17 protein-coding genes are annotated in these 20,902 nt (G+C 41.4%); 1 reads left to right on the top strand and 16 read right to left on the bottom strand.

The annotated features are described in order from the left end of the window. Positions 1–200: 200 nt before the first annotated feature. From B7714_RS01700 to pbp2b, 6 genes are all read right to left on the bottom strand, one after another. Positions 201–905, bottom strand: coding sequence for a YwaF family protein (locus tag B7714_RS01700; protein WP_084859470.1), 705 nt, complete (start codon positions 903–905; stop codon positions 201–203). 195 nt (positions 906–1,100) lie between these two features. Next, the gene (locus B7714_RS01705; RefSeq protein ID WP_084859471.1) at positions 1,101–1,712 is read right to left on the bottom strand and encodes an NUDIX hydrolase N-terminal domain-containing protein; all 612 of its coding nucleotides are present in this window, start codon (positions 1,710–1,712) and stop codon (positions 1,101–1,103) included. Further along, positions 1,699–3,072: a UDP-N-acetylmuramoyl-tripeptide--D-alanyl-D-alanine ligase gene (locus B7714_RS01710; RefSeq protein ID WP_084859472.1), complete on the bottom strand. Its 1,374-nt coding sequence runs from the start codon at positions 3,070–3,072 to the stop codon at positions 1,699–1,701. The genes B7714_RS01705 and B7714_RS01710 overlap by 14 nt, the downstream gene beginning before the upstream one ends. 83 nt (positions 3,073–3,155) lie before the next feature. Continuing rightward, positions 3,156–4,199, bottom strand: coding sequence for a D-alanine--D-alanine ligase (locus B7714_RS01715; protein ID WP_084859473.1), 1,044 nt, complete (start codon positions 4,197–4,199; stop codon positions 3,156–3,158). A gap of 173 nt (positions 4,200–4,372) precedes the next feature. Beyond that, the gene (gene recR / locus B7714_RS01720; protein WP_000966754.1) at positions 4,373–4,969 is read right to left on the bottom strand and encodes a recombination mediator RecR; all 597 of its coding nucleotides are present in this window, start codon (positions 4,967–4,969) and stop codon (positions 4,373–4,375) included. Between the two features lie 10 nt (positions 4,970–4,979). Beyond that, the gene (gene pbp2b, locus B7714_RS01725; RefSeq protein WP_084859474.1) at positions 4,980–7,022 is read right to left on the bottom strand and encodes a penicillin-binding protein PBP2B; all 2,043 of its coding nucleotides are present in this window, start codon (positions 7,020–7,022) and stop codon (positions 4,980–4,982) included. A gap of 255 nt (positions 7,023–7,277) precedes the next feature. On the opposite strand from pbp2b, the gene B7714_RS01730 reads away from it, so the two are divergent. Next, the gene (locus B7714_RS01730; RefSeq protein WP_071851247.1) at positions 7,278–8,129 is read left to right on the top strand and encodes a MurR/RpiR family transcriptional regulator; all 852 of its coding nucleotides are present in this window, start codon (positions 7,278–7,280) and stop codon (positions 8,127–8,129) included. A gap of 135 nt (positions 8,130–8,264) precedes the next feature. On the opposite strand, the gene B7714_RS01735 is transcribed toward B7714_RS01730, so the two are convergent. The 10 genes from B7714_RS01735 to B7714_RS01780 all read right to left on the bottom strand — a co-directional run bounded on the left by B7714_RS01735 (position 8,265) and on the right by B7714_RS01780 (position 20,724). Then, positions 8,265–9,029 carry a class I SAM-dependent methyltransferase gene (locus B7714_RS01735; protein ID WP_084859475.1) on the bottom strand — a complete coding sequence of 255 codons (765 nt, stop codon included), beginning with the start codon at positions 9,027–9,029 and terminating at the stop codon, positions 8,265–8,267. Between the two features lie 424 nt (positions 9,030–9,453). After that, positions 9,454–10,350, bottom strand: coding sequence for an ROK family protein (locus tag B7714_RS01740; RefSeq protein WP_084859476.1), 897 nt, complete (start codon positions 10,348–10,350; stop codon positions 9,454–9,456). Between the two features lie 17 nt (positions 10,351–10,367). Then, positions 10,368–11,285, bottom strand: coding sequence for a dihydrodipicolinate synthase family protein (locus B7714_RS01745; RefSeq protein ID WP_084859477.1), 918 nt, complete (start codon positions 11,283–11,285; stop codon positions 10,368–10,370). Positions 11,286–11,455: 170 nt separating this feature from the next. Beyond that, complete coding sequence (locus tag B7714_RS01750; protein ID WP_084859478.1) at positions 11,456–12,100, bottom strand: YesL family protein; 645 nt, start codon at positions 12,098–12,100, stop codon at positions 11,456–11,458. Between the two features lie 20 nt (positions 12,101–12,120). Then, positions 12,121–12,573: a NanQ anomerase/TabA/YiaL family protein gene (locus B7714_RS01755; RefSeq protein WP_084859479.1), complete on the bottom strand. Its 453-nt coding sequence runs from the start codon at positions 12,571–12,573 to the stop codon at positions 12,121–12,123. Between the two features lie 444 nt (positions 12,574–13,017). Continuing rightward, positions 13,018–13,857, bottom strand: coding sequence for a carbohydrate ABC transporter permease (locus tag B7714_RS01760; RefSeq protein WP_001183243.1), 840 nt, complete (start codon positions 13,855–13,857; stop codon positions 13,018–13,020). A gap of 15 nt (positions 13,858–13,872) precedes the next feature. Next, the gene (locus B7714_RS01765; protein WP_162279145.1) at positions 13,873–14,739 is read right to left on the bottom strand and encodes a carbohydrate ABC transporter permease; all 867 of its coding nucleotides are present in this window, start codon (positions 14,737–14,739) and stop codon (positions 13,873–13,875) included. A gap of 218 nt (positions 14,740–14,957) precedes the next feature. Then, positions 14,958–16,286: an ABC transporter substrate-binding protein gene (locus B7714_RS01770; RefSeq protein ID WP_084859480.1), complete on the bottom strand. Its 1,329-nt coding sequence runs from the start codon at positions 16,284–16,286 to the stop codon at positions 14,958–14,960. A 113-nt stretch (positions 16,287–16,399) separates the two neighbouring features. Then, positions 16,400–17,098 carry an N-acetylmannosamine-6-phosphate 2-epimerase gene (locus B7714_RS01775; RefSeq protein ID WP_084859481.1) on the bottom strand — a complete coding sequence of 233 codons (699 nt, stop codon included), beginning with the start codon at positions 17,096–17,098 and terminating at the stop codon, positions 16,400–16,402. Positions 17,099–17,331: 233 nt separating this feature from the next. Next, positions 17,332–20,724: an SIALI-17 repeat-containing surface protein gene (locus B7714_RS01780; RefSeq protein ID WP_084859482.1), complete on the bottom strand. Its 3,393-nt coding sequence runs from the start codon at positions 20,722–20,724 to the stop codon at positions 17,332–17,334. Between the last annotated feature and the right edge of the window lie 178 nt (positions 20,725–20,902).

Below are 20,902 nucleotides of genomic sequence, written 5' to 3' on the forward strand. Positions count from 1 at the left end.
TCTATTTAATAACTATGTTTGGGCATAGCTATTCAAAGAATATTATAACACAAAAAATCCAATCGTGCTTATTTTTTGATAAAATTCCTGCATGTTTTTTGAGAAAATTCTAGAAAAATTCTTCTTCTAAGAGATTTTTTGAAGTTAACGTTCACAATTTCCTTTTTGTTTCTTAAAAATCCAAAAAAGAGAAGATCATTTTAGATCTTCTCTTGAATAAATTCTTCCGATTTTTGTTGTAAAAAATTTTCTACTAATTTCCCTGTTAAGCGAATTGCTATCACGATAACAGTCGAAACAATGAGATAATTTAAGGGCTGGCCGAAGTTTCCAACAATTGGTGGTTTACTCAAAAATCCATAATCCCCACCTACAACTAAGTTGACAACCCATATCAAGCCATTTAAGGCGAAAGTAATCACCACCACATTCTTCAAATCGAGAAGGGATGGCTGATAGTTTCTAAACAAGTATAGAAGCGAATTTCCTAAAAGGGCAACATGTCCGATAATGAAAGACAAAATGGTCACGTGTGGAAATGGGTAGGGATCAAAGAGAGGGTAAGCTAGTGCTGCTGTTGCTCCAAAAGTTCCTAAAAGGGCAAAGTATTGTTTGTACTTGGATGTTCCTGGAATTAAGAGCATCACAAACATGGCGATACGGCAATGATAGAAGGGCAAACTTTCTGACAGAGGCATGTGATTCCCCCAATACCAGCTATACAGAACAATCAGTTGAACAGACTGAAGGATCTGAATAAAACGCTGGTAAGCCACTTTATCGCGAAAACGATAAGAAACATAGAAAGTAAGAGCCAGTAAACATAACAAACCAATGTACCAGTGGAGTTCAAACTGGGGCGGTTCTGATATCTGTGTGGTAAATAATTTATCCCACAAATTCATATTCTATTCCTCGTTCATCTAGCTAGAGGCAGTAAAAAATTCACTTTCCCCAACTTTTAAATTTTTTGAAAAACTTGATTCCATGCCATGCATAGAATACTTGCGTCTTAAATTCGCAACCTATTATATCATTTGTATTGCAGAAATGCACCTTGCAGATACCCTTTTTTGATTTGTCAACTTCTCTAGCATAAACTAATCAACATATTGGTCTCTTTGTCCTTTATAAACCTGCCAAAGAATCTCCATTTGCTCCTTGGTGATGCGTTTTTCAGATAAGACTGGCAATTGGTCAATGGCAAAAAATTGAAGCTCAGCAATTTCTTGATTCTCTTGAAATTGTCCATCAAGAAGCTTACATTCAAAGACAAACTTTGCATATTGTTTGCTCTGCAGTTGGAAACGATTGGTATCAAAAACTGCAAGTAACCTTTCAGCTTTTGCTGTAAAGCCGGTTTCTTCTTCAATTTCTTTGAGAATATTTTCGGTTGGAGAGTAGCCGACTTCACCAAATCCACCTGGCAAAGCCCAACTATCCTCTCCTTTTCCTCTAACTAAACATACTTTTTCATCCTCAACAATCCAAGCACGGACGTCCATCAGAGGAGTTGCATAAGCGGAAGTTGGTTTCATAACTTCTGCCACTTCTACTGAATCTAAATCTAATCCCTGATTCAACATTTCAGATAACAGACTTCGCAAGTCCTCGTAGCGCTCACGGTCGAAAGGATCTTTTGTAAAGGTTAATCCAGTATCCGTAATAGCTAACATTCTTTGCAGATACTTGGCAAAATCACTTGCATTCATTTTCTAAACTTTCTACCAACTTGGCTAGATTCATGGAGTTAGAGCCTTTGAGCAAAATTTGGTCATTGGCACTGAGGCTTTCCTTAACCTGCTTGACTAGATCTTCAAATTGGTCCTCGTCGGCTGTTTTCTTGAAGTAGAAAACGTGGCCGATTGGGAACATTTTACTAGCCAGTTGGCTTAATTCCGAAATATCTTCTCCATAGAAAATAACGGTATCCAGCACATCTGGCGATAGACTCAAAATCATCTGTTTATGGAGTTGGACAGACTGGTCGCCGAGTTCCTTCATATCTGCTAGAACAGCAATTTTCTTACCTCCTTCGTTAGCTGGAATGGCAGAAAATGTCTCCAAAATCAACTTCATGGCTGTTGGATTGGCATTGTATACGTCAGACAGAATATCTGCTCCATTGGCTGCTTTCTTCCACTCGGTGCGGTTACGCGTCAATTCTAGGTTCTGGAAGGCCTGACGAATTTGCTCCTCTGAAACTCCTTCTTGTAGAGCTACATAAGCAGCAATCATAGCATTGGTGGCATTGTACTTACCTGTCACTGGCAAATCGAGGGTTTGTTCCAAAAAATTAGCCTTAAAGGTCAGACTATCCTTGCGCTCAATCAAGTCTGTAATTTCCAGCTCTGCTCCTTGCCCAAAACGGACCACCTTTTTATCAGTGGGCAAATAGTCCTCTACAATGGAGTCGACTGGTGCTAAAAGCAAGGAACCAGGTGCCATACCATCTGCAATTTGCATCTTCCCTTTAGCAATCTCTGAACGGTCTTTGAAAAAGGCCAAATGAGCTTCTCCAACCAAGGTCACGATGGCTGTCTTAGGATGAGCCACTTCAGACAAGAGATGAATATCTCCCAAGTGATCCTGCCCCATCTCCAAGACCAACTTTTCTGTTCCTTTAGGCATATGAAGGACTGTGTAGGGAAGGCCAATCTCGTTATTGTAATTGCCTTGGGTTTTGTAGGTCTTGTAGGTTGTTGACAGTAAGTGCGCCAACATATCCTTGGTCGTCGTCTTCCCATTTGAACCCGTAACAGCTAAGACATCAACAGCCGTTTTTTCAAGATAGTAGGCCGCAAGGGTTTGAAAGGCAGTCAAGACGTCGTCTACTAGAATGTAGGGATGATTTGCAACCTCTTTCTCGGATAAGGTTACTGCAGCACCATTTTCAAAAGCTGTTTCGATAAAGTCATGACCATCACGCGCACCTTTAAGTGGCACAAACAAATCTCCCGTCCCAATCAAACGACTGTCAAACTCAGCCTTTTCTAACTGAGCATCCGCAAAAAGACTAACATCATTTTTAGCTCCAACAGCTTGGGCAACTTCATGGATCGTTAATTTCATTTCTACTCCTTTAAAAAGGGTTGAAGTCCGAGAACTCGACTCACCTAACAGTGATGGTTCTAACTCCTACCCTCTCTTTCATTTTATAGCAAATGCGCTTCGCGCTTGTCAAAACTTTCCTTAGCAAGGTCAACCAATCGCTCAATTAGTTCTGGGTAGCTGATTCCCATATTGTCCCAAAGTAGTGGGTACATAGACCACTGGGTAAAACCTGGCATGGTATTGAGCTCGTTTAGGAAAATTTCGCCCTTATCTGTATAGAAGAAATCACAACGAGACAGACCGAGGCCACCAATCGCACGGAAGGCAGTTTCTGCATTTTGACGCATGACAGCTACTACATCATCACTAATCTTAGCTGGGATATCCATGGTAATCTTGTTATCGATATACTTGGCATCATAGTCATAAAAGGCAACATCCTTGACCACTTCACCAGGAAGCGTGCTCTTCACATCGTAGTTGCCCAAGAGACCAACCTCGATTTCACGCGCATTCACTCCTTGTTCTACCAAGACACGGCTGTCATATTGGAAGGCAAGTTCCAAAGCTTGACGGAGTTCCTCATGGTTTTCAGACTTAGAAATACCCACACTTGAACCCATGTTTGACGGCTTCGTGAAGACTGGATAAGTCAGTTTTTCTTCAACTTCAGCGATTTTAGCAGTCACATCATCACCTTCAACGATGGCCACATAAGGTACTTGGGCAATCCCTACAGATTCTAAAACACGCTTGGTCGTGATTTTATCCATGGCAAGACTGGATGACAAGATATTGCAGCCGACATAAGGCATTTTCAAAACTTCCAAGAATCCTTGAACAGAGCCATCCTCTCCCATCGGACCATGAAGAACTGGAAAGACCACTGCACCTTCTTCGTAGATAGCACTTGGCGCTATTTTCTTGTCCCAGTCAATAGTCGCATTGGTCATGAGACGATCTTCTTGACCTGGAGTCTGGCTAAATTCTTGCGTTTTGATAAAGTCACCTGACTGACTGATAAAGAAAGTCTTGACTGTGAAACGGTCGTAGTTGACCGCACGCATAACACTTTCAGCTGAAAGGACAGAGACTTCACGCTCTGCACTACGCCCACCGTATAAAAGAATAATTGTTTGTTTCATATTGCTTGTCCTAATTCTAATAGAATACTCGTTCTTTAGTATATCATATTTGCTTCTTTTTTGAAACTTGAACATGGTACTAGAATTTAAGAAACATAAAAGAGACCTATAACATCAAAATCGGTCTCCTTAATTTTCTTATGAATAAATTTAGTTCGTAAATTTGTCTACTCCTACAACTCTGTCCGATTTTCAATGGCTCGTAAGAGTGTGACTTCGTCTGCATACTCGATATCTGCTCCCACGGCTAGTCCTCGTGCTAGACGAGTGACCTTGATACCAGCTGGCTTGAGCAAACGAGAGAGATACATAGATGTCGCTTCCCCATCTGCCGTCGCATTGGTTGCCACAATCACCTCTGAAACCTCACTATCCATGAGACGGGTCATAAGACTCTTGAGGTTGATATCGTCTGGGCTGATACCATTCATCGGAGAAATGAGGCCGTGCAAGACATGATAGAGTCCATGGTATTCTTGGATGTTTTCCATAGCAGCCACATCGCGACTATCCTCTAGTACCAAGATGGTTGTCTGATCACGAGTCGGATCTGTACAGATCGAGCAAGGATCATCATCCGTTAAACGGCCACAGATGGAACAATAGGTTAATTCCCGCTTAGCAGACAGGAGATTTTTGGCAAATTCATTGACATCGTCATCAGACATTCCAATGGTATAGAAGGCTAGGCGGGTAGCCGTTTTGATTCCGATACCTGGTAACTTTGAATAGCTATCAATCAGCTTGGCAATAGGTGTTGGATACAGCATAAGTTCCTTTCTAATTCATTGGATGGTGTTGGTTATAGAGGTTGATAATGTCGCGTGCAATCGAAGGTCCGACACCGTTTGTAAGGTTGGTATTATGAGGAAAGACGACTGCGACCGCGATTTGAGGATTTTCGGTCGGTGCATAGGCGACTGCATTGGTATTATTGGCTTTTTGACCGCCATTAACGTAACTTTCGGCAGTACCCGTTTTCCCGCTGATGGAAACGGCTGCGCCATTTGAAAAGGCACGACCAGTTGTCAGAGCACTCGTTCCATGCGAAACTTGATAGAAACCTTGCTGCAAGATAGCCATATCTGATTCTGAGATATTGACCTTGTTCAGTTCCTTAGTGGCTGTTTCTTGAACCAGGCTGCCTAAGCCACCTTGGTCATTGTTTCCATAAACCCCTTCAACGATGTGAGGAGCCAAACGTACGCCATTGTTTGCAATGGTTGCGACATACTGGGCTAACTGCATTGGTGTGTAGTTGTCAAACTGACCAAAGGAATTATTGATATAGTTCCCCAAATCAAATTCTTTTGGCGTAAATCCTGTGGATTCATCTGGGAGATCAATCCCTGTTGAAGCTCCGAGTCCGTATTCCCCGAAGGTTGATCTCAATTTGCCCATTGCAGTCTCTAACTGCCCCGTTGCGGCCACCATATTTGGTGTGTAGGTTTGTCCCATGATTCCTAGCGCAGTTTGAACCATATAGGTATTAGAAGAGTATTCTAGAGCCTCAACTGCTGTGATAGGGAAAGAGCCATATGACAAGGTATACCATGAATTGATAGGGGCCGAACCTTGGAAAACAATCGGCTGGTCTGTCAAGGTTTGATTACCTGACAAGACTCCATTTTCCCAACCAGAGCTGATGGTCGCTGCCTTAACAACAGATCCTGGCACAAAGACGTTGGTTATTGTTCCAAGCGAATCTGAACTTAATTTACCGGATTCGACATCATGCTTGACACCCGACATGGCCAAAACTGCACCGGTTTTAGGATTAAGAGCTACAGCGTAGACTCCTTCAGAGTATTTGGCTCCGCCATTGCCCAACTCTGAGTTGAAGTAGCTCTTGAGTAGGTCATCCACACCATCCTGGAAAGCTAGGTCAACCGTTAACTTGATGTTGTTTCCTTTGCTTCCTTCTTCGACATTTTCCACACTTTCCATATTTCCGTGTTTGTCGAGGTGGATTTCTTTGACGGAGCGTTTCCCTTGAAGAACATCTTCATATTGCTTTTCAAGATAGGAAGTTCCCACTCGGTCATTGAGAGAATACCCTTTTTTGAGATAGGCATCAACTTCCTCTGCTGGAAGTCCTGACTTTTCATTTGAAACGCTACCAACGATTGTTGACAAAGAAGTGTCTAGGACTTTTCGATCCCATGAAGTTGAAATACTAATCCCTGGTAATTCCTTGGACGCTGATGCAACGAGAGCAACTTGGGTATCATCTAAGGCGTCCGTAGAAATGGTTCCCGTTGCAAAATTTTCAACGGCATTGAGCTGACTAAAGAGATAGATTTCCTTTTTCTGGTCATCTGTATAATTAAGTTGACTCACGTCAATGCTTTCAACCGCATTATTGTAAAGTGTCGCTTCCGATAAGCGGTTCCCATCTGAATCCAGGCGTTTATCGCTTGGCAAGGATTCGACTGTTTTTTTGTAAATATCCTGGTCCGCCAAGTAGTAGTCTGCAATCTGTCGATCAGTCAGATCAGGGGAAGTTACATTTACATATGTGAGAAGTTTCTTGGCTGTCTCCTTCAATTCAGCTGCCGTCATTTTATTGTTTCGTGTGAAAGAAACAACCTGCTTGACAGTGTTTTCTACCAAGGGTTTCCCTGCTGCATCATAAATCTGTCCACGAGCTGAACTGGTTGTTACCCTTGTTTGGCTGGCTGAGGCCAATTTTGTTTCATAAAAATCTTTATTGAGCACCTGCATGTATAACAAACGACCAATAATGGCCATAAAGAGCAGGATGACAATCGCAAATAGTAAATTAAGCCGAATCGGAATCGAATGGCTATTAAATTTTCTCATACAACTAAGGCTCTTTTCTAGAAAAATTCCCGATTTCCACCTTTATTTTCCCTAAAATAATAGAGCAAACAGGTGAAGCTCAGTATATTTCATTGTACCATATTTTACGGAGAAACTCTTGGAAAAGTCGAAGCATTTTTTGACTTTTAATTGAAAATGCCTTTTTATTTGGTTATCCTATTTTCTATGATATAATGATAGTAATAGTTAGGAAAGCGTTAATTTTTAAGACTTTGACTCATAAAAAGGAGCCTCATGAACAAGCCAGATATCGCAACCATAATCGACCTCCATTTTGAAGAATTAACCGAGCTCGAGCAAGAAATCGCTCGCTATTTTTTGCAAGCTGAAACGATCCAAGATGATCTCTCTTCTCAGCAAGTTACCCAGAAATTACATATCTCCCAAGCAGCCTTGACCCGTTTTGCCAAAAAGTGTGGTTTTACAGGCTACCGAGAGTTCGTCTTTCAATACCAGCATCAGGCTAGTAAACCGGACACTCATTCGCACAAACACAGTCCTTTGACCAAACGTGTTTTACGAAGCTACAGTATCATGAGAGAACAAACACAGGATTTGATTGACGAAGAACAACTGGAACGCGTCGCCCAATTAATCGATGACGCAGAACGAGTTTACTTCTTTGGGACGGGAAGTTCTGGTCTGATTGCCCGTGAGATGAAACTGCGCTTTATGCGTCTAGGTGTTGTCTGTGAAGCTTTGACCGATCGGGATGGCTTTGCTTGGACGACCAGTATCATGGATGAAAACTGTTTGGTACTTGGCTTTTCTCTATCAGGCACTACCCAATCCGTCCTCGATAGTTTGTTGGATGCCAAGGAAATGGGGGCTAAGACCATTTTATTTACCAGTGCTCCAAATAAAAATAGTCAGGCTTATACCGAAACAGTCCTTGTCGCAAGTCATAGTCAATCTTCTTACATCCAGCGTATTTCCGCTCAGCTCCCTATGCTCATTTTAATAGATTTGATTTATGCCTACTTTTTAGAAATCAATCGCGAGAGCAAAGAAAAAATCTTTAACAGCTATTGGGAAAATAAAAAGCTCAACGGCTATCGTAGACAAAAACGCGTTAGAAAATCCTAGTTTGGTTGAACCAAACTAGGATTGTTTTGTTTTGAAATGATAATAGGCACCCAACATCCCTGCGGTATTTTGGTGATGGGCAAATTCTAATCGTAAAATAAAACGAGCTATTCTTCAGAAGCACGTTCTATAATATCATAGTTTAATGCAAAGTGTAGCGATATAATCATTTCCATAAGGTGATAATCGATGTCTTTTATCACATGATTCATAAAAATCGATCATAGCGAGACCGTTTTTTAGTTGTCCTCTAATCTGACTTTCTAAGGTATGGCTAAATTCATATCCATATTCTGGATTGATGGTGATTTTGCCTTCCTCTTCAAGCTCTCTTGAATTAAAAGGGAGTGAAAACTTTAAAAGCAATTCCTCATCGGGTTTGTCCCATACAATGTCAGCATCATACATGTATATCCAAGGATTCATAAATCCGACCATTAACAAACCGCCCTTTTTCAATACTCGAGAGGCTTCTTTATACATGTTTTCTAAATCTTCTATATATACATTTGAAACTGGATTAAAAATAATATCAAAAGTTTCATTTTCAAATGGAAATGGTTTTGTCATATCGCCTTGAACGGTATTGATTTTTAAGCCTTCTCGTTTTGCAACCATCTCATCTCTTTCTAATTGCGATTTAGAAAAATCCATGATGGTGACATCATAACCTTTTGCAGCAAAAACCGGACCCTGCTGTCCACCACCACAAGCTAACCCTAATATCTTTTTTCCCTTGGCTTTTTCAAACCATTCTGTGGGGACTTTTTCCCCAACAGTTAAGGCAACAGAAATTGGATGCTTTCTAGCTTCTTCTAATTCTTCATGTGTCAATGGCTCAGTATAGTCATTTTTTACATTATTCCATCTATCTTCATTTAATTTTATATAATTATTCATCTTACAATCTCCTCGTAATTTTATATGATTTCGATTTCAGGTGAATAGGTTACCATTACATTTTTCTCACCTCTACAAATTCTAATTTGTCAATTTTTCGTCCACCTCATTATATCATTTTTCCACATTTTCTCATTTACTCAAACTAAACACTAGTTGAATTGATGATAGAATTGCTCTCTCCTTAACTTCTCATGCAAGTCGGTTATTTTCTCCTAGTTTCTCACGATTACATCCTTTGGCTCAAATTTTTCAATAAAAAAAGAATTAAGTAAAACAGTTTTCACTCAAGTAGTAATTCAGTGTTTTTCTTAATTCTATAATTCCAAACTAGGATTGTTTTGTTTTGATACTCTTCGAAAATCAAATTCAAACCACGTCAGCTTCACCTTGCCGTACTCAAGTACTGCCTACGGCTAGCTTCCTACTTTGCTTTTTGATTTTCATTGAGTATAAAATGATAATAGGCTCCCAACATCCCTGCTGTGTTTTGGTGATGGGCAAATTCTAATCGTGTTTTTTCAGCTAGGCTTGGCACCAAGGCCGCCTTCAAGGCTGTGCGGATCTTCGGTTTGAGGATAGCCTCTTGCCCCATGATCCCGCCACCGAGAATGACCACTTCTGGATTGGCAACGTAGCAAATATTTGCCAGACCTTTTCCTAGATAGTCTACCATGCGGTCAATACCAGCCATACAAATCTTGTTTCCTTCGGTAGCTTCCTTGAAAATGCGTCGGCCATTCCACTGATCGACTGAGTCACCATGAGCTGCTGCCACATATTCTACCAAGGCTGTCGTAGAAGCCAAGTCTTGGAAAGCTCCATCCTGCATATGCATATAACCGACTTCGCAAGCTGAATTGCTAAATCCATGGAAGACTTTCCCATCCATAATCAAGCAACCACCGATACCTGTTCCAATAGTCAAGCAAAGTGTGACACTCGCTCCCTTACCTGAACCAGATACTGCCTCAGCAAGACCTGCGCAGTTGACATCATTTTCAATCTCACAAGGAATAGCAAAACTCGTCTCGATTTCCTTCTTGAACTGGGTTCCTGCATAGTTGGGAATCTGAGGTCCAGCGTAGAAAATTTCCCCCTTATCAGGATCCACCATCCCTGCAGAAGAAATGGCAACACCTGCTACTGGGCCTTTTTCTAAATAGCTGGCTACGATATCTTTTGTCTTTTGTAAGATATGAGGACCACCCTTATGCGCCTCAGTTGGCATTTCATGCGATTCAACAAGTTGGCCTTCTTGGTCAATCAAACCATATTTGATATTGGTTCCACCGATATCAATTGCAACGTAGTGTGTCATAAATACCTCCTTATGGATTAGAGGAAGCGCTCCTTGGTTTCACGAATCAAGGCTGCAGCTGCTTCTACAACTGGTCGATCTTCTTCCGTCACTGGCGTCAATGGTGAACGAACTGAACCAATGTTCAAACCTTCATTGATCTTCAAGACTTCCTTAATCACACCGTACATATTTCCATGTGCAGCAGTCAATTTACCAATGATTGCATTGATAGCGTATTGCAATTCACGCGCTGTTTCCAAGTCTTTCTCAGCAATCAACTCATTGAGTTTCAAGAAGAGTTCTGGCATCGCACCGTAAGTACCACCAATACCAGCTTTGGCACCCATGAGTCGACCACCTAGGAACTGTTCATCTGGACCATTGAAGACGATATGGTCTTCTCCCCCAAGGCTAACAAAGGTTTGGATATCTTGAACTGGCATAGAAGAGTTCTTAACACCGATAACACGTGGATTCTTCAACATTTCTGTGTAGAGGCTTGGAGTCAACGCAACACCCGCTAACTGAGGAATGTTGTAAATCACGTAATCTGTGTTTGGAGCTGCAGCACTGATATCGTTCCAGTATTTGGCAACTGAGTACTCAGGCAAGCGGAAGTAAATCGGTGGAATCGTTGCAATAGCATCTACTCCCAAGCTTTCTGCGTGGCGAGCAAGTTCCATACTATCCTTTGTATTATTGCAAGCAACGTGAGCAATGATAGTCAATTTTCCTTTGGCAACTGCCATGACTTCTTCCAAAATCAATTTGCGATCTGCCACACTTTGGTAGATACATTCACCAGAAGAACCATTGACATAGAGACCTTGAACACCCTTATCAATGAAGTATTGGACCAAGTCGCGCGTACGCTCTGGACTGACTTCTCCTTGATCATCATAACATGCGTAGAAGGCTGGAATGACACCTTCGTATTTTTTCAAATCTGACATAGATTTTCTCCTAAGATTTCTTTTTTTCTGCTGAGAGCAGTTCTATTTTTACAAGTTTAGTATACACCTTGTGAAAATCGCTTTCAATATCTTGTATACACTTAGATTTTAGTTTCTACTTGTATTTTAGAAACTGTAACGATTGAAAGTAGTTTCAGAAACAAGTCATCCTACTGGTATTTGGCGAAAATTTTCTCCATCAATCCTGCTTGGAGAAAGACCAGCAAACCAAAACCAAAGAGGATAAAAGCTGACCCACCCAAAAGGAGAGTGAAGGCGGATAGATAAAGAACCATCACTATGAGAAAGAGAATGGCTAACATGAGGAAGAACCAAGGAAAGTTAAAACTTGCCAAGATAAGCCCTTTTTGCAGCACTTCTTTCCAAGACAAATTATAGCGCGCAGCGATGGGATAACTAGCCAACATCACCAGAGTGAGGAAGATGAGAATCCCCAAACAAATAGCCTTGACAATCTGGAAAGGCAAAGCAGTCTGTCCCCAGAAGAGATAGAGGTCTAGAAGGCTTAATGACACAATGCCTAACTCTAACAGACCCAACTGAAGCCCCAGTTTCAAATTTTGCTTAAAGGCCCTTATATAAGTTCTAAATACTGGTACCCGTCTGCTTCTCTTAATCTCAAACGTGGTCTCATAAAGGCTGATTTTCGCCACTCCAATCGTCACGATAGGCAAACAAGAGACGACAAAAAGAAGATTGACTGTCACGATATCCAAGACCTTCTCACTGAAACGCATGAGAAAATTATCTGTATCAAATGCTGCCTTGATAAGGCTTACTCCTTTTTGTGCCATGTTTGCTCCTCCTGATTCTTTTAATCAATCAAAATTTTAAAGAGATATTTGCGAACCTTTTCTTCCATCCCTGCGTAGCCATTTGGCTGATGCGGTTCTCCTGGGAAGAAAATCGCAAAATTGTGATAACCCAACAAGAGTGGGTAGCGTTCATGACAATGGACAAAACCAATGTCGCTCGCTTCATCGAATGCTACCGCCTCGTCTTTGATACGTGAACCGTAGCTCGAATATTCATGCCCTTCTACCAGCAAATGCAAGTCTGCATAGTTCTTATGATGCTCAAATTGATCATTTTCAGCTTGATTGAGGACATTTTCCTGAACAACTAGAAAGACCTTGTCCCCGTCAATCTCATACTTACCGAGTTCGAAAGAATCCTTACGGTGCTGATAGAGATAGTCGATAGCCTTATCTAGATTGGGATGAAGCCCTTTGTAAAAGGTGATGTTTTTCAAATCGTCAAAAATCATACTGTTTCCTTCGTTTTTGATAGTTACTAGTCTTCAGTTTCGAACGTTCCTTCTCTATTTCCCTGTAACAGTGCGGACGGAAGCAAATTCCTTCGGAATTTCATTCCTAATTTTTGAGCCTGTTGCTCTTTCATCGTCAGTCTCAAAAATTCCGTCTAAGATAAGCGTAAGATGCTTATCTTAGATACCACTAAAGCGGGAAATAGTTACCATAAAACGAACCTACTCTAACTAGTATCATGAAAAGAGTTCATTCTTAAGTTTATAAGTGTCTGACAAAACTTCACGAAGCAACTGCATACTCTCCATTTTGTAGACACTTATAACTCTGTATTCTCTTATACTCAATGAAAATCTAAGAACAAACTAGGAAGCTAACCGCAGGCAATACTTAAGTATGGCAAGGTGATGCTGATGTAGTTTAAACTCGATTTTCGCAGAATCTTATCCTTTAACAGCTCCCATAGTAATCCCTTGAGTGAAGGATTTTTGGAAGACAAGGAAGACGGTTACGATTGGCACGGCTGCAAGAGCTGCACCCGCCATGATCAAACCATAGTTGGTTGCCATTTCGGCCTGCATGGTCGCAACCCCGAGTGAGATGGTCAAGTTTTGACGTGAAGTCAACATAACCAACTGCATAAAGTAGTCGTTCCAAGTATTGATGAAGGTAAAGATTGCAAGGGCTGCAAATCCTGGTTTCACGATAGGGAAGGCTACGCTCCAGAAAGTACGGATCTCACCACAACCGTCGATTTTAGCTGATTCAAGCAATTCTGTTGGGATGTTTTCACTGAACTGTTTCATGAGGAAGACCCCAAATGGCCATCCAATCAAAGGCAAAATCACTGCCCAAAGTGTATCGTGAATTCCCATGAAGTTGACGATACGTACCAATGGTACAAGGACAACTTGTTTTGGAAGTGCCATGGCAGCGATAAAGACTGCAAAGAGAATGCGTTGACCATAGAAACGTTTCTTAGCCAAGACATAACCTGCTAGAGAAGAGGTTGCACAGACTAAGAACATGGTTACCAATGAGATAAATACAGAGTTCCACATCCACTGCATAGCAGGGTTTTGCACCATGAGTTGTTGGAAGTTTTCCATGGTTGGCATTTTAGGGAACCATTGTGGTGGAATCATAATGGTATCAGGCTGTGATTTGAAGGCCCCTGTCAAGATCCAGTAGAATGGAAAGATGAACAGTACGGTCAACAAGAGCAAGATAATCGTTGAGATAACAGTGAAAGCTGTTAAGGGTTTCTTTTGTGTAGGTTGCATAACTGTCTCCTTTCTTTAGTATTCTACGTCGTTTCCGAGGATCTTGAATTGAGCAAAGCTGACAATGGCAATCATCACTGCCAAGAAGACACCGATGGTATTTGCATAGCCGTACTCTGTCAATTGGAAGGCTTTTTCGTAAAGATAGTACATCAAGGTACTTGTTGAATAGTTTGGACCACCAGAAGTCAACAACTGAATCAAGGCGAAACATTGGAATGAGTTGATGGTCGTAATGATTGCGATGTAAAGAGTTGTTGGAAGAAGGCTAGGCCATTTGATCTTCCAGAACACTTGGAACTCAGTCGCACCATCAACACGCGCTGCTTCAACAAGTGAGTTGTCAATATTTCCCATAGCAGCGATATAAAGGATAATCGGTTGACCAACAGATGTTGTCAAAAGGATGATCATAATCGCTAGCAAGGCCCAGTTTTTATCACCCAACCAAGAAATGTTTTGGCTGATGATATGACTTGACTTGAGGACAAAGTTTAGAATCCCTGATAGTGGGTCATAGATCCATTTCCATACAACCGTTACGGCAACACTACCTGTTACAACTGGTAGGAAGAAGACGAAACGATAGAAAGATCGAGCAATCGCATTTTGATGATAGGTTTGAGATGCTACAAAGAGCGAGAAGAGTACAACAATTGGTACTGATCCAATAACCAGGATAACGGTATTGATCAAAGACTTGGTAAAGACAGGATCTTTAAACATGCGAATGTAGTTGTCCAAGCCTACAAACTCAAATTTCGTCATGGAGTAGTTAAAGAAACTTGTAATGAATCCCATAATCATAGGAGCCAATACAAAGATCACAAAGAAGAATAATACTGGTGCTAGGAAAGCATAGGAAATCACTGTTTCCCGCATGCGAATTTTATTGACTTTCACAGTTGGCACCTCTCTTTCAAATAGAATAGTTTTTGATTTTTTTAAACTGTTTTAAAATCAAAATGAAATTTTTTAAGATTCGCTTATGTAAGAACTTCATTTTAATTTCGTGACAGTTCCTACCATTTCAAACAAAAGTCCCCCTTTTCTTACACCTTAGTGCACAGGGAAAAGGGGGAATCAATCTGACTTAGTGCTTATTGTTTTGTAGCTTTTTTGATTGTTTCGTTAGCTTTTTCAGTGAAGGATTTCAAAGCATCCGCTGGTTTTTCATCACCATTAGATACAGATTGCAACATTGGGAACCAAAGTGTTCTCATTTCAGCAAATCCATTGATAGTGTTGTAGTATGGTGAGTAGTATTTAGTCCAGCCACTGATTGTTTCCATACGTTTGTCTTCATAAAGTTTGCCAAATGAAGTACGAACTGGGAAGGCACCTGTACGAACTACGTCTTTAGGACCCCATTCTTTGTCATCTGCGATGAATTGAACGAATTTCTTAGCAGCTGCGACTTTCTTGTCGTCTTTGTTGTTAAATACTGCAAATCCGTTTACAAGGTATTCAAGAGATGGTTTACCAGAGTCTGATGGGAATGGTACTTCTACCACGTCTACCTTACTTGCTTCCAAGAGTTTCGCTTGGATACCGTTTTGAGCTGGTGCCCAAAGGATTGTGTATGAAGTTTGACCGTTAGCAAAGTTTTGGATGTCTGCTCCACCGTCAAATTGTGAACCATTGTTCAACAAACCATCTTTGATCCAGCTAGCTGCTTTTTCAAGACCTTTGACGAATTTAGGATCGTCAGTTGTATATTTAGTTACGTCTTTGTCTGTTACAGAACCACCGTAAAGGTTTGCAATGAAGGCACGTGTTCCTTGGTCTCCCCCTTGACCAGAACTGAACAATGAACCTGGAGTGTAGCCTTTATCTTTAAGCGCTTTCAAAACTTTTTCAAAGTCATCAGTTGTCCAACCTTCTTTTACAAGGTTTGCAACTCCAGCATCTTCCAACATTTTCTTGTTCATAGCCATGTAGAATGGAGCTGAACTGATTGGATACATGTAAGCTTTGTCTCCAGCCTTACTTGCTTGCACGATGTTTTCGTTGTTGACATCTTTGACGAATTCGTCTGTGAAGAGGTCGTTCAACTCAGCCAATTTACCATTTTTACCGTATTGGATAATACGTCCTGGTGCGTCAAAGAGTACGTCTGGCGCTGTTCCTGCTTCGATAGCTGTTGTAATCTTTTCTGGACCTGACTTAAAGTCGATGGTTTCCAATTTCACTTTTACATCTGGATTTGCTTTTTCAAAAGCTTCGATGATTGATTTTTCATAAGTTCCAACACCGTCACCAGTTTTTTCTTGTGTGAAGACTGGGAATGCCCACCAAGTAATTTCTGTTTTTCCGCTATCGCTACCAGAATTTGCAGCCTCTTTACTTCCACCAGAGTTACCACAAGCAGCAAGGCCAAGAATCGCAGCACCCGCAAGTACTGTACAAGCTAGTTTTCTAAATTTCATTTGTATTCTCCTAATTGATAAGCGTATCCATATTGGATAATGAGTTCTTTATATTTGTATACGTTTTCATTTCATCCGACGCATCGACCACTCTCCTCTTTTTTGAGATTGTGTTATTTAAGACCGGCAACAAAGCGCTCCGTAATCTCTTTTGGTCTAGTAATCGCACCACCAACAACGATACCTCGCACCCCATATTCAAGGATTTGCTTAGCTTGTTCTGGTGTATGAATCTTCCCTTCAGCGATGACATCCACACCGGCATCGCAGAGTTTTTTGATCAGTTCAAAGTCTGGACCATCTACCTTAGGACTATAAGAGGTATAACCTGATAGGGTTGTTCCAACAAAATCAATCCCTGCTTCTACCGCTGCTATTCCCTCTTCAAAGGTACTGGTATCAGCCATTAAGAGTTGATGTGGATATTTTTCTTTGACTTGTCGGATAAAGTCTTGGATTTCCAAACCGTCGTAACGTTCACGTTTAGTACAATCCAGAGCAATAACCTCAATGTCTAGTTCAGCCAACTCATCAACTTCTTTCATAGTCGCTGTAATGAATGGCTCCTGTGGTGGGTAGTCACGTTTGATGATCCCGATAATCGGGAGTGTCGTAACCTCCTTGATCTCCTTGATATCACGAACACTGTTTGCTCGGATACCGACTGCTCCACCTTGCTCAGCCGCTTTGACTAGCAAGGGGATAACCCCTCCCGCTTCTGTATAAAGCGGTTCGTGAGGAAGTGCCTGGCAAGAGACAATGATTCCATCTTTGATTTGTTCAATCAAGGCTTCTTTGCTAATCTGTGGCATCCTCTTTCCTCCCTTTCTTGTTCTTATGGGCTTATTATATATCATTTGTTAAGCGCTTTCAATAGATTGTGATAGAATAGATTTCAGTTTCAAAACTATTTTATAGAACAGACTATCCTGAAAGTAGTTTCAGACTTCTTATGATTTCGAATCAAGCTGAATGTAATAAAGAAAGATAGCAGGATGAAAAACCTGCTATCTCTTCTGAGACCTACTCAAATAGCTTTTGCTTACTATTCTTTTCTCTTCTTGCCAAATGCAAACAAGGATAAAAGAACGCCTGCAAGACCAAGGGAAAGCAGTGAGCTTGTTTCCTTGCTTCCCGTATTTGGAAGTTCATCTTGTTTAGCTGCTGGCGCTTGATAGGTCACATCTTGGCCTAGAGACAGTTTGTTGTCTGCAGCTGCTAATACTAGATTGGTGTCTCCCTTGTACTCTGGCACTTCAAGGACTGCTGCTTCAGCACCATTGACACCACCCTTATACTCTGGCAGGTCATTTGAAGCTGCCAAGACAAAGTTAGCACCTCCTCTATATTCAGGAAGCTCGTTTGAGGCTGCTAGAACTGCATTGACTCCACCCTTGAACTCTGGAAGTTCATGGACTGCTGCCTCAACAGCATTGACTCCACCAGTGAATTCTGTTTTTTCTACTGTTGGAGCTGGTTCTTCACCTACTGTTGCCAATGGTCCAGTGTACTCTGGTATCTCTGCCACTGGGGTTTCCTCTGCATTGACACCACCTGTGAATTCAGGTTTTTCAACCGTTGGAGCTGCTTCTTCACCTACTGTTGCCATTGGACCTGTATACTCCGGAACTTCATGAACCGTTGCTTCCTCTGCATTGACACCACCTGTGTACTCCGGCACCTCATGGATAGCAGCTTCACTGCCATTAATACCATCGCTTAGTTTAGAGCCAGCTAAAGAAACTGGTAAATTGTGCATGCTTTCAATTGCACCCTCGGCTAGACCTGTAATCCTTTGACCCATATCCCCTGGGTCTATTGTGAATAGGAGAGTTTTTGTATCGTACTGGGTCATAAAGGTTGCTGTCTTGCCATTTGCCAATTGAAGGGTCGGAGCCTTGTTGACCAATACTTCCGAATCGAACTCCATGGCTATAATGCCTGGCCATTTTTGGATAGCATATTTTACTTTTGCTTCTTTAGGAGAAACTCTTTCCTTGGTCAAGAAATCCCAGTTGAACTTCTTGAAGGAAAGTGTGTATGGAACACCTCCAGGAGCATGGTGTTCATATAAAAGTCCAAATTCATCTGGTCCGATTTGTTGAAGTGAGTTATAAGCATACTCACCTTCTTGAATCAAATGGTGGTGCAACCAAGTTAACTGACCATCTTCTTCTACACGAGCCACTCGAATATAACCATTTTTACGACCAGGACCATTTGCATTTGCTAATAGAATATACTCTTTGCCATTTTGAACCGTGTGAGTCGCAGCCATTTGAACATAAACGTCTGGCACATCGTAGCGTTCAACGTTATTGTCCCAAGTTAGACCACCATCATGACTGGTTGCAACCTGTAGATCTTCTGTCAACCCACGCATAAAGAGTTTGAGGTCCCCATTGTTTAACTGAACAACTGAAGCTTCTGTATTTTGAGCATAATAATTACTCATGGTACTTGAATCGACTACTGTACCATCATAAAGTGTACGATTGTCGTTGACACCACCACCCATATGCCAAGTCTTACCATGGTCGTCTGAGTAGATGATTCGAGATGATTGAGAACCATTGAGGTGGTTAGCCCGGTTGGTCGTATAGACAGGAACGACGATTCGACCTTTATGTGGTCCAGTACGAAGGGTAATCCCCACTCCAGGACCTACTCCTAGGAATTTCATCCAATCGGCTTTGACCATAGGAGTAATATCTTGAGGCGCTGACCAGGTCTTCCCGTCGTCATCGCTGTAAGACATCCATAGGTAGCTATCCTTCGCAATTCTAAATGGAGAAGTTTTGTTTGTTGTGAAGTAGATATTGCCCAGTAGCTGGTCACCCTTGTATAGATCACCCTTGTCGCTATAGGCCGGTTTAACAGATTCTACAACAACACGGTAGTCTGTTGCTTTACCATCTGGAGTGTAAACTGTACCATTTTCTCGAATAGTATAAGCTTCCTGTTCACCTTCTCGATAGAGGAGTTGATAGGTTTTACCATTGATTTCTTTGTAGGCTTCTTCTTTTTGCGAAGACATTCCAAAGATTCCTTTTCCTTCTGGGAACATGTCATAAATGGCAAAAATGCGTTTGGTTTCAGGATCTTGAGTCAGGGTCATATCGATATTCACTGGTGAACCGATTGATGGATCAGAAGCCTTTGGATTGTCACGTAGGTTGGTAATAGTTACTCGATCTCCCCAAGTTTTACCATTATCTTCACTGCGTCTGATGACCATGCCGATATCACCCCAGTCACTCGAATGGAGACGACGTTCATCTGCACCTGCAATCAGCGTTCCTTTATCTGTCTTGAGAAGAGCTGGGATACGATAACTCTTGATACCATCTTTATTTGGTTGGTTGTTCATTCCACCTTCAAAGACGTCTTCTTTCTCTGAGATTTTCGCTCCCTCAGGAAGTTTCTTTTCTAAATCACCTCTTTCAAATAGTTGACTTCTTGTCTGAACTTCATCTGGGCTTAAAGCACGATCATAAACAGTTAGGTTTCGCACTTGTAGGTTTGATGCCCAAACTGTTTTATTGGCCCGTTTGGTTGCTCCAAGTTGAACTTGATTAACATCTGGCATATCTTTGATAAAGTTACCAGATTTGAGGCTTGTTCGAGATAAGACACCGTTCACATAGAGACGAACTCGACCATGAGGTAACTCCGCTGTTGGTTGTTCGACAGTAAAGGTCATGGAATTCCATTGTCCAGGACGAACTTTCAAAGGAGCATCTGTATACTTATCATAGAACTGCTCCCCGTTAGCGCCACGCCCTTCAATAAGAGCTGTATTATCAAGGACCGACATAGTAAAGTACTCATTTTCCTTGGTGTCACTGGATACAGAGAAGAGATTGTAAAAGCGTGGAGCTGATGCATCTGGTTTGAACTCCATGTGAATTGTAGCATTTTTTAGTTGCTTTAGTTTGTCTAGTTCACTTGATAAATCAACTCTCTGACCATTTGCTGCATTGGTTTCAACATCTTCTTTTTCAAGGACAGGATTAGCATTTTTTAAATCTCTTGAGTAATAGTCACGAGGAATAGCACCCTGATCCTCTGATTCCTCTTCCTTATTTGCTTCTTCTGCAGGGGTTTCGGTAGAGGATGGGGTTTCTGATTCTGCACTCTCATTTTTTTTCAAATGGTCTTGGTCCACCTCAACGCCGTTGTCTTGAGCTGCTGCCAATTTACCAGCCAAATCCTTATCCAAATGAGCAAGATCTCCCGAGGACGCTTCTTTTGGCAATTCTGATAAACCTTGACCAGGTTCGACAGTTTCTGTATTGGCCCCTGCTGCATTGGCTTGCTCTTGAGCTAAGACTGGATTTGCTCCAAATACCACTGTACCAATCACTACAGATGCCGCCCCAACTGCAAATTTTCGAATTCCGTATCGCTGTTTCCGATTTAAATATTTGTAATTCATGTTTGTCCTTCCATTTTTCATAAAAATAAAGCGCTTTCTTTTTTTAAAAAAATTTTTATTGCCTCTTAAGAGAGACAAGATTTAACAAGAAAGTAACAACTAAATGAGAGCTCCCATTCCTCTCTCATTTTCTACTAGGTCATACCTTTAATCACCCAGTAGCCATCTCCCTCCTTTC

This window comes from Streptococcus oralis subsp. oralis, assembly GCF_002096595.1.
GTDB lineage: Bacteria > Bacillota > Bacilli > Lactobacillales > Streptococcaceae > Streptococcus > Streptococcus oralis_D.

Excerpts from the sequence above, each read along its gene's own strand:
- B7714_RS01700 (WP_084859470.1), bottom strand. The coding sequence starts at position 905 with ATGAATTTGTGGGATAAATTATTTACCACACAGATATCAGAACCGCCC.
- B7714_RS01765 (WP_162279145.1), bottom strand. The coding sequence starts at position 14,739 with ATGCGGGAAACAGTGATTTCCTATGCTTTCCTAGCACCAGTATTATTC.
- B7714_RS01710 (WP_084859472.1), bottom strand. The coding sequence starts at position 3,072 with ATGAAATTAACGATCCATGAAGTTGCCCAAGCTGTTGGAGCTAAAAAT.
- B7714_RS01780 (WP_084859482.1), bottom strand. The coding sequence starts at position 20,724 with ATGAATTACAAATATTTAAATCGGAAACAGCGATACGGAATTCGAAAA.
- B7714_RS01775 (WP_084859481.1), bottom strand. The coding sequence starts at position 17,098 with ATGCCACAGATTAGCAAAGAAGCCTTGATTGAACAAATCAAAGATGGA.
- B7714_RS01715 (WP_084859473.1), bottom strand. The coding sequence starts at position 4,199 with ATGAAACAAACAATTATTCTTTTATACGGTGGGCGTAGTGCAGAGCGT.
- B7714_RS01705 (WP_084859471.1), bottom strand. The coding sequence starts at position 1,712 with ATGAATGCAAGTGATTTTGCCAAGTATCTGCAAAGAATGTTAGCTATT.
- recR (WP_000966754.1), bottom strand. The coding sequence starts at position 4,969 with ATGCTGTATCCAACACCTATTGCCAAGCTGATTGATAGCTATTCAAAG.
- B7714_RS01730 (WP_071851247.1), top strand. The coding sequence starts at position 7,278 with ATGAACAAGCCAGATATCGCAACCATAATCGACCTCCATTTTGAAGAA.
- B7714_RS01750 (WP_084859478.1), bottom strand. The coding sequence starts at position 12,100 with ATGGCACAAAAAGGAGTAAGCCTTATCAAGGCAGCATTTGATACAGAT.
- B7714_RS01735 (WP_084859475.1), bottom strand. The coding sequence starts at position 9,029 with ATGAATAATTATATAAAATTAAATGAAGATAGATGGAATAATGTAAAA.
- B7714_RS01770 (WP_084859480.1), bottom strand. The coding sequence starts at position 16,286 with ATGAAATTTAGAAAACTAGCTTGTACAGTACTTGCGGGTGCTGCGATT.
- B7714_RS01755 (WP_084859479.1), bottom strand. The coding sequence starts at position 12,573 with ATGATTTTTGACGATTTGAAAAACATCACCTTTTACAAAGGGCTTCAT.
- B7714_RS01760 (WP_001183243.1), bottom strand. The coding sequence starts at position 13,857 with ATGCAACCTACACAAAAGAAACCCTTAACAGCTTTCACTGTTATCTCA.
- pbp2b (WP_084859474.1), bottom strand. The coding sequence starts at position 7,022 with ATGAGAAAATTTAATAGCCATTCGATTCCGATTCGGCTTAATTTACTA.
- B7714_RS01745 (WP_084859477.1), bottom strand. The coding sequence starts at position 11,285 with ATGTCAGATTTGAAAAAATACGAAGGTGTCATTCCAGCCTTCTACGCA.
- B7714_RS01740 (WP_084859476.1), bottom strand. The coding sequence starts at position 10,350 with ATGACACACTACGTTGCAATTGATATCGGTGGAACCAATATCAAATAT.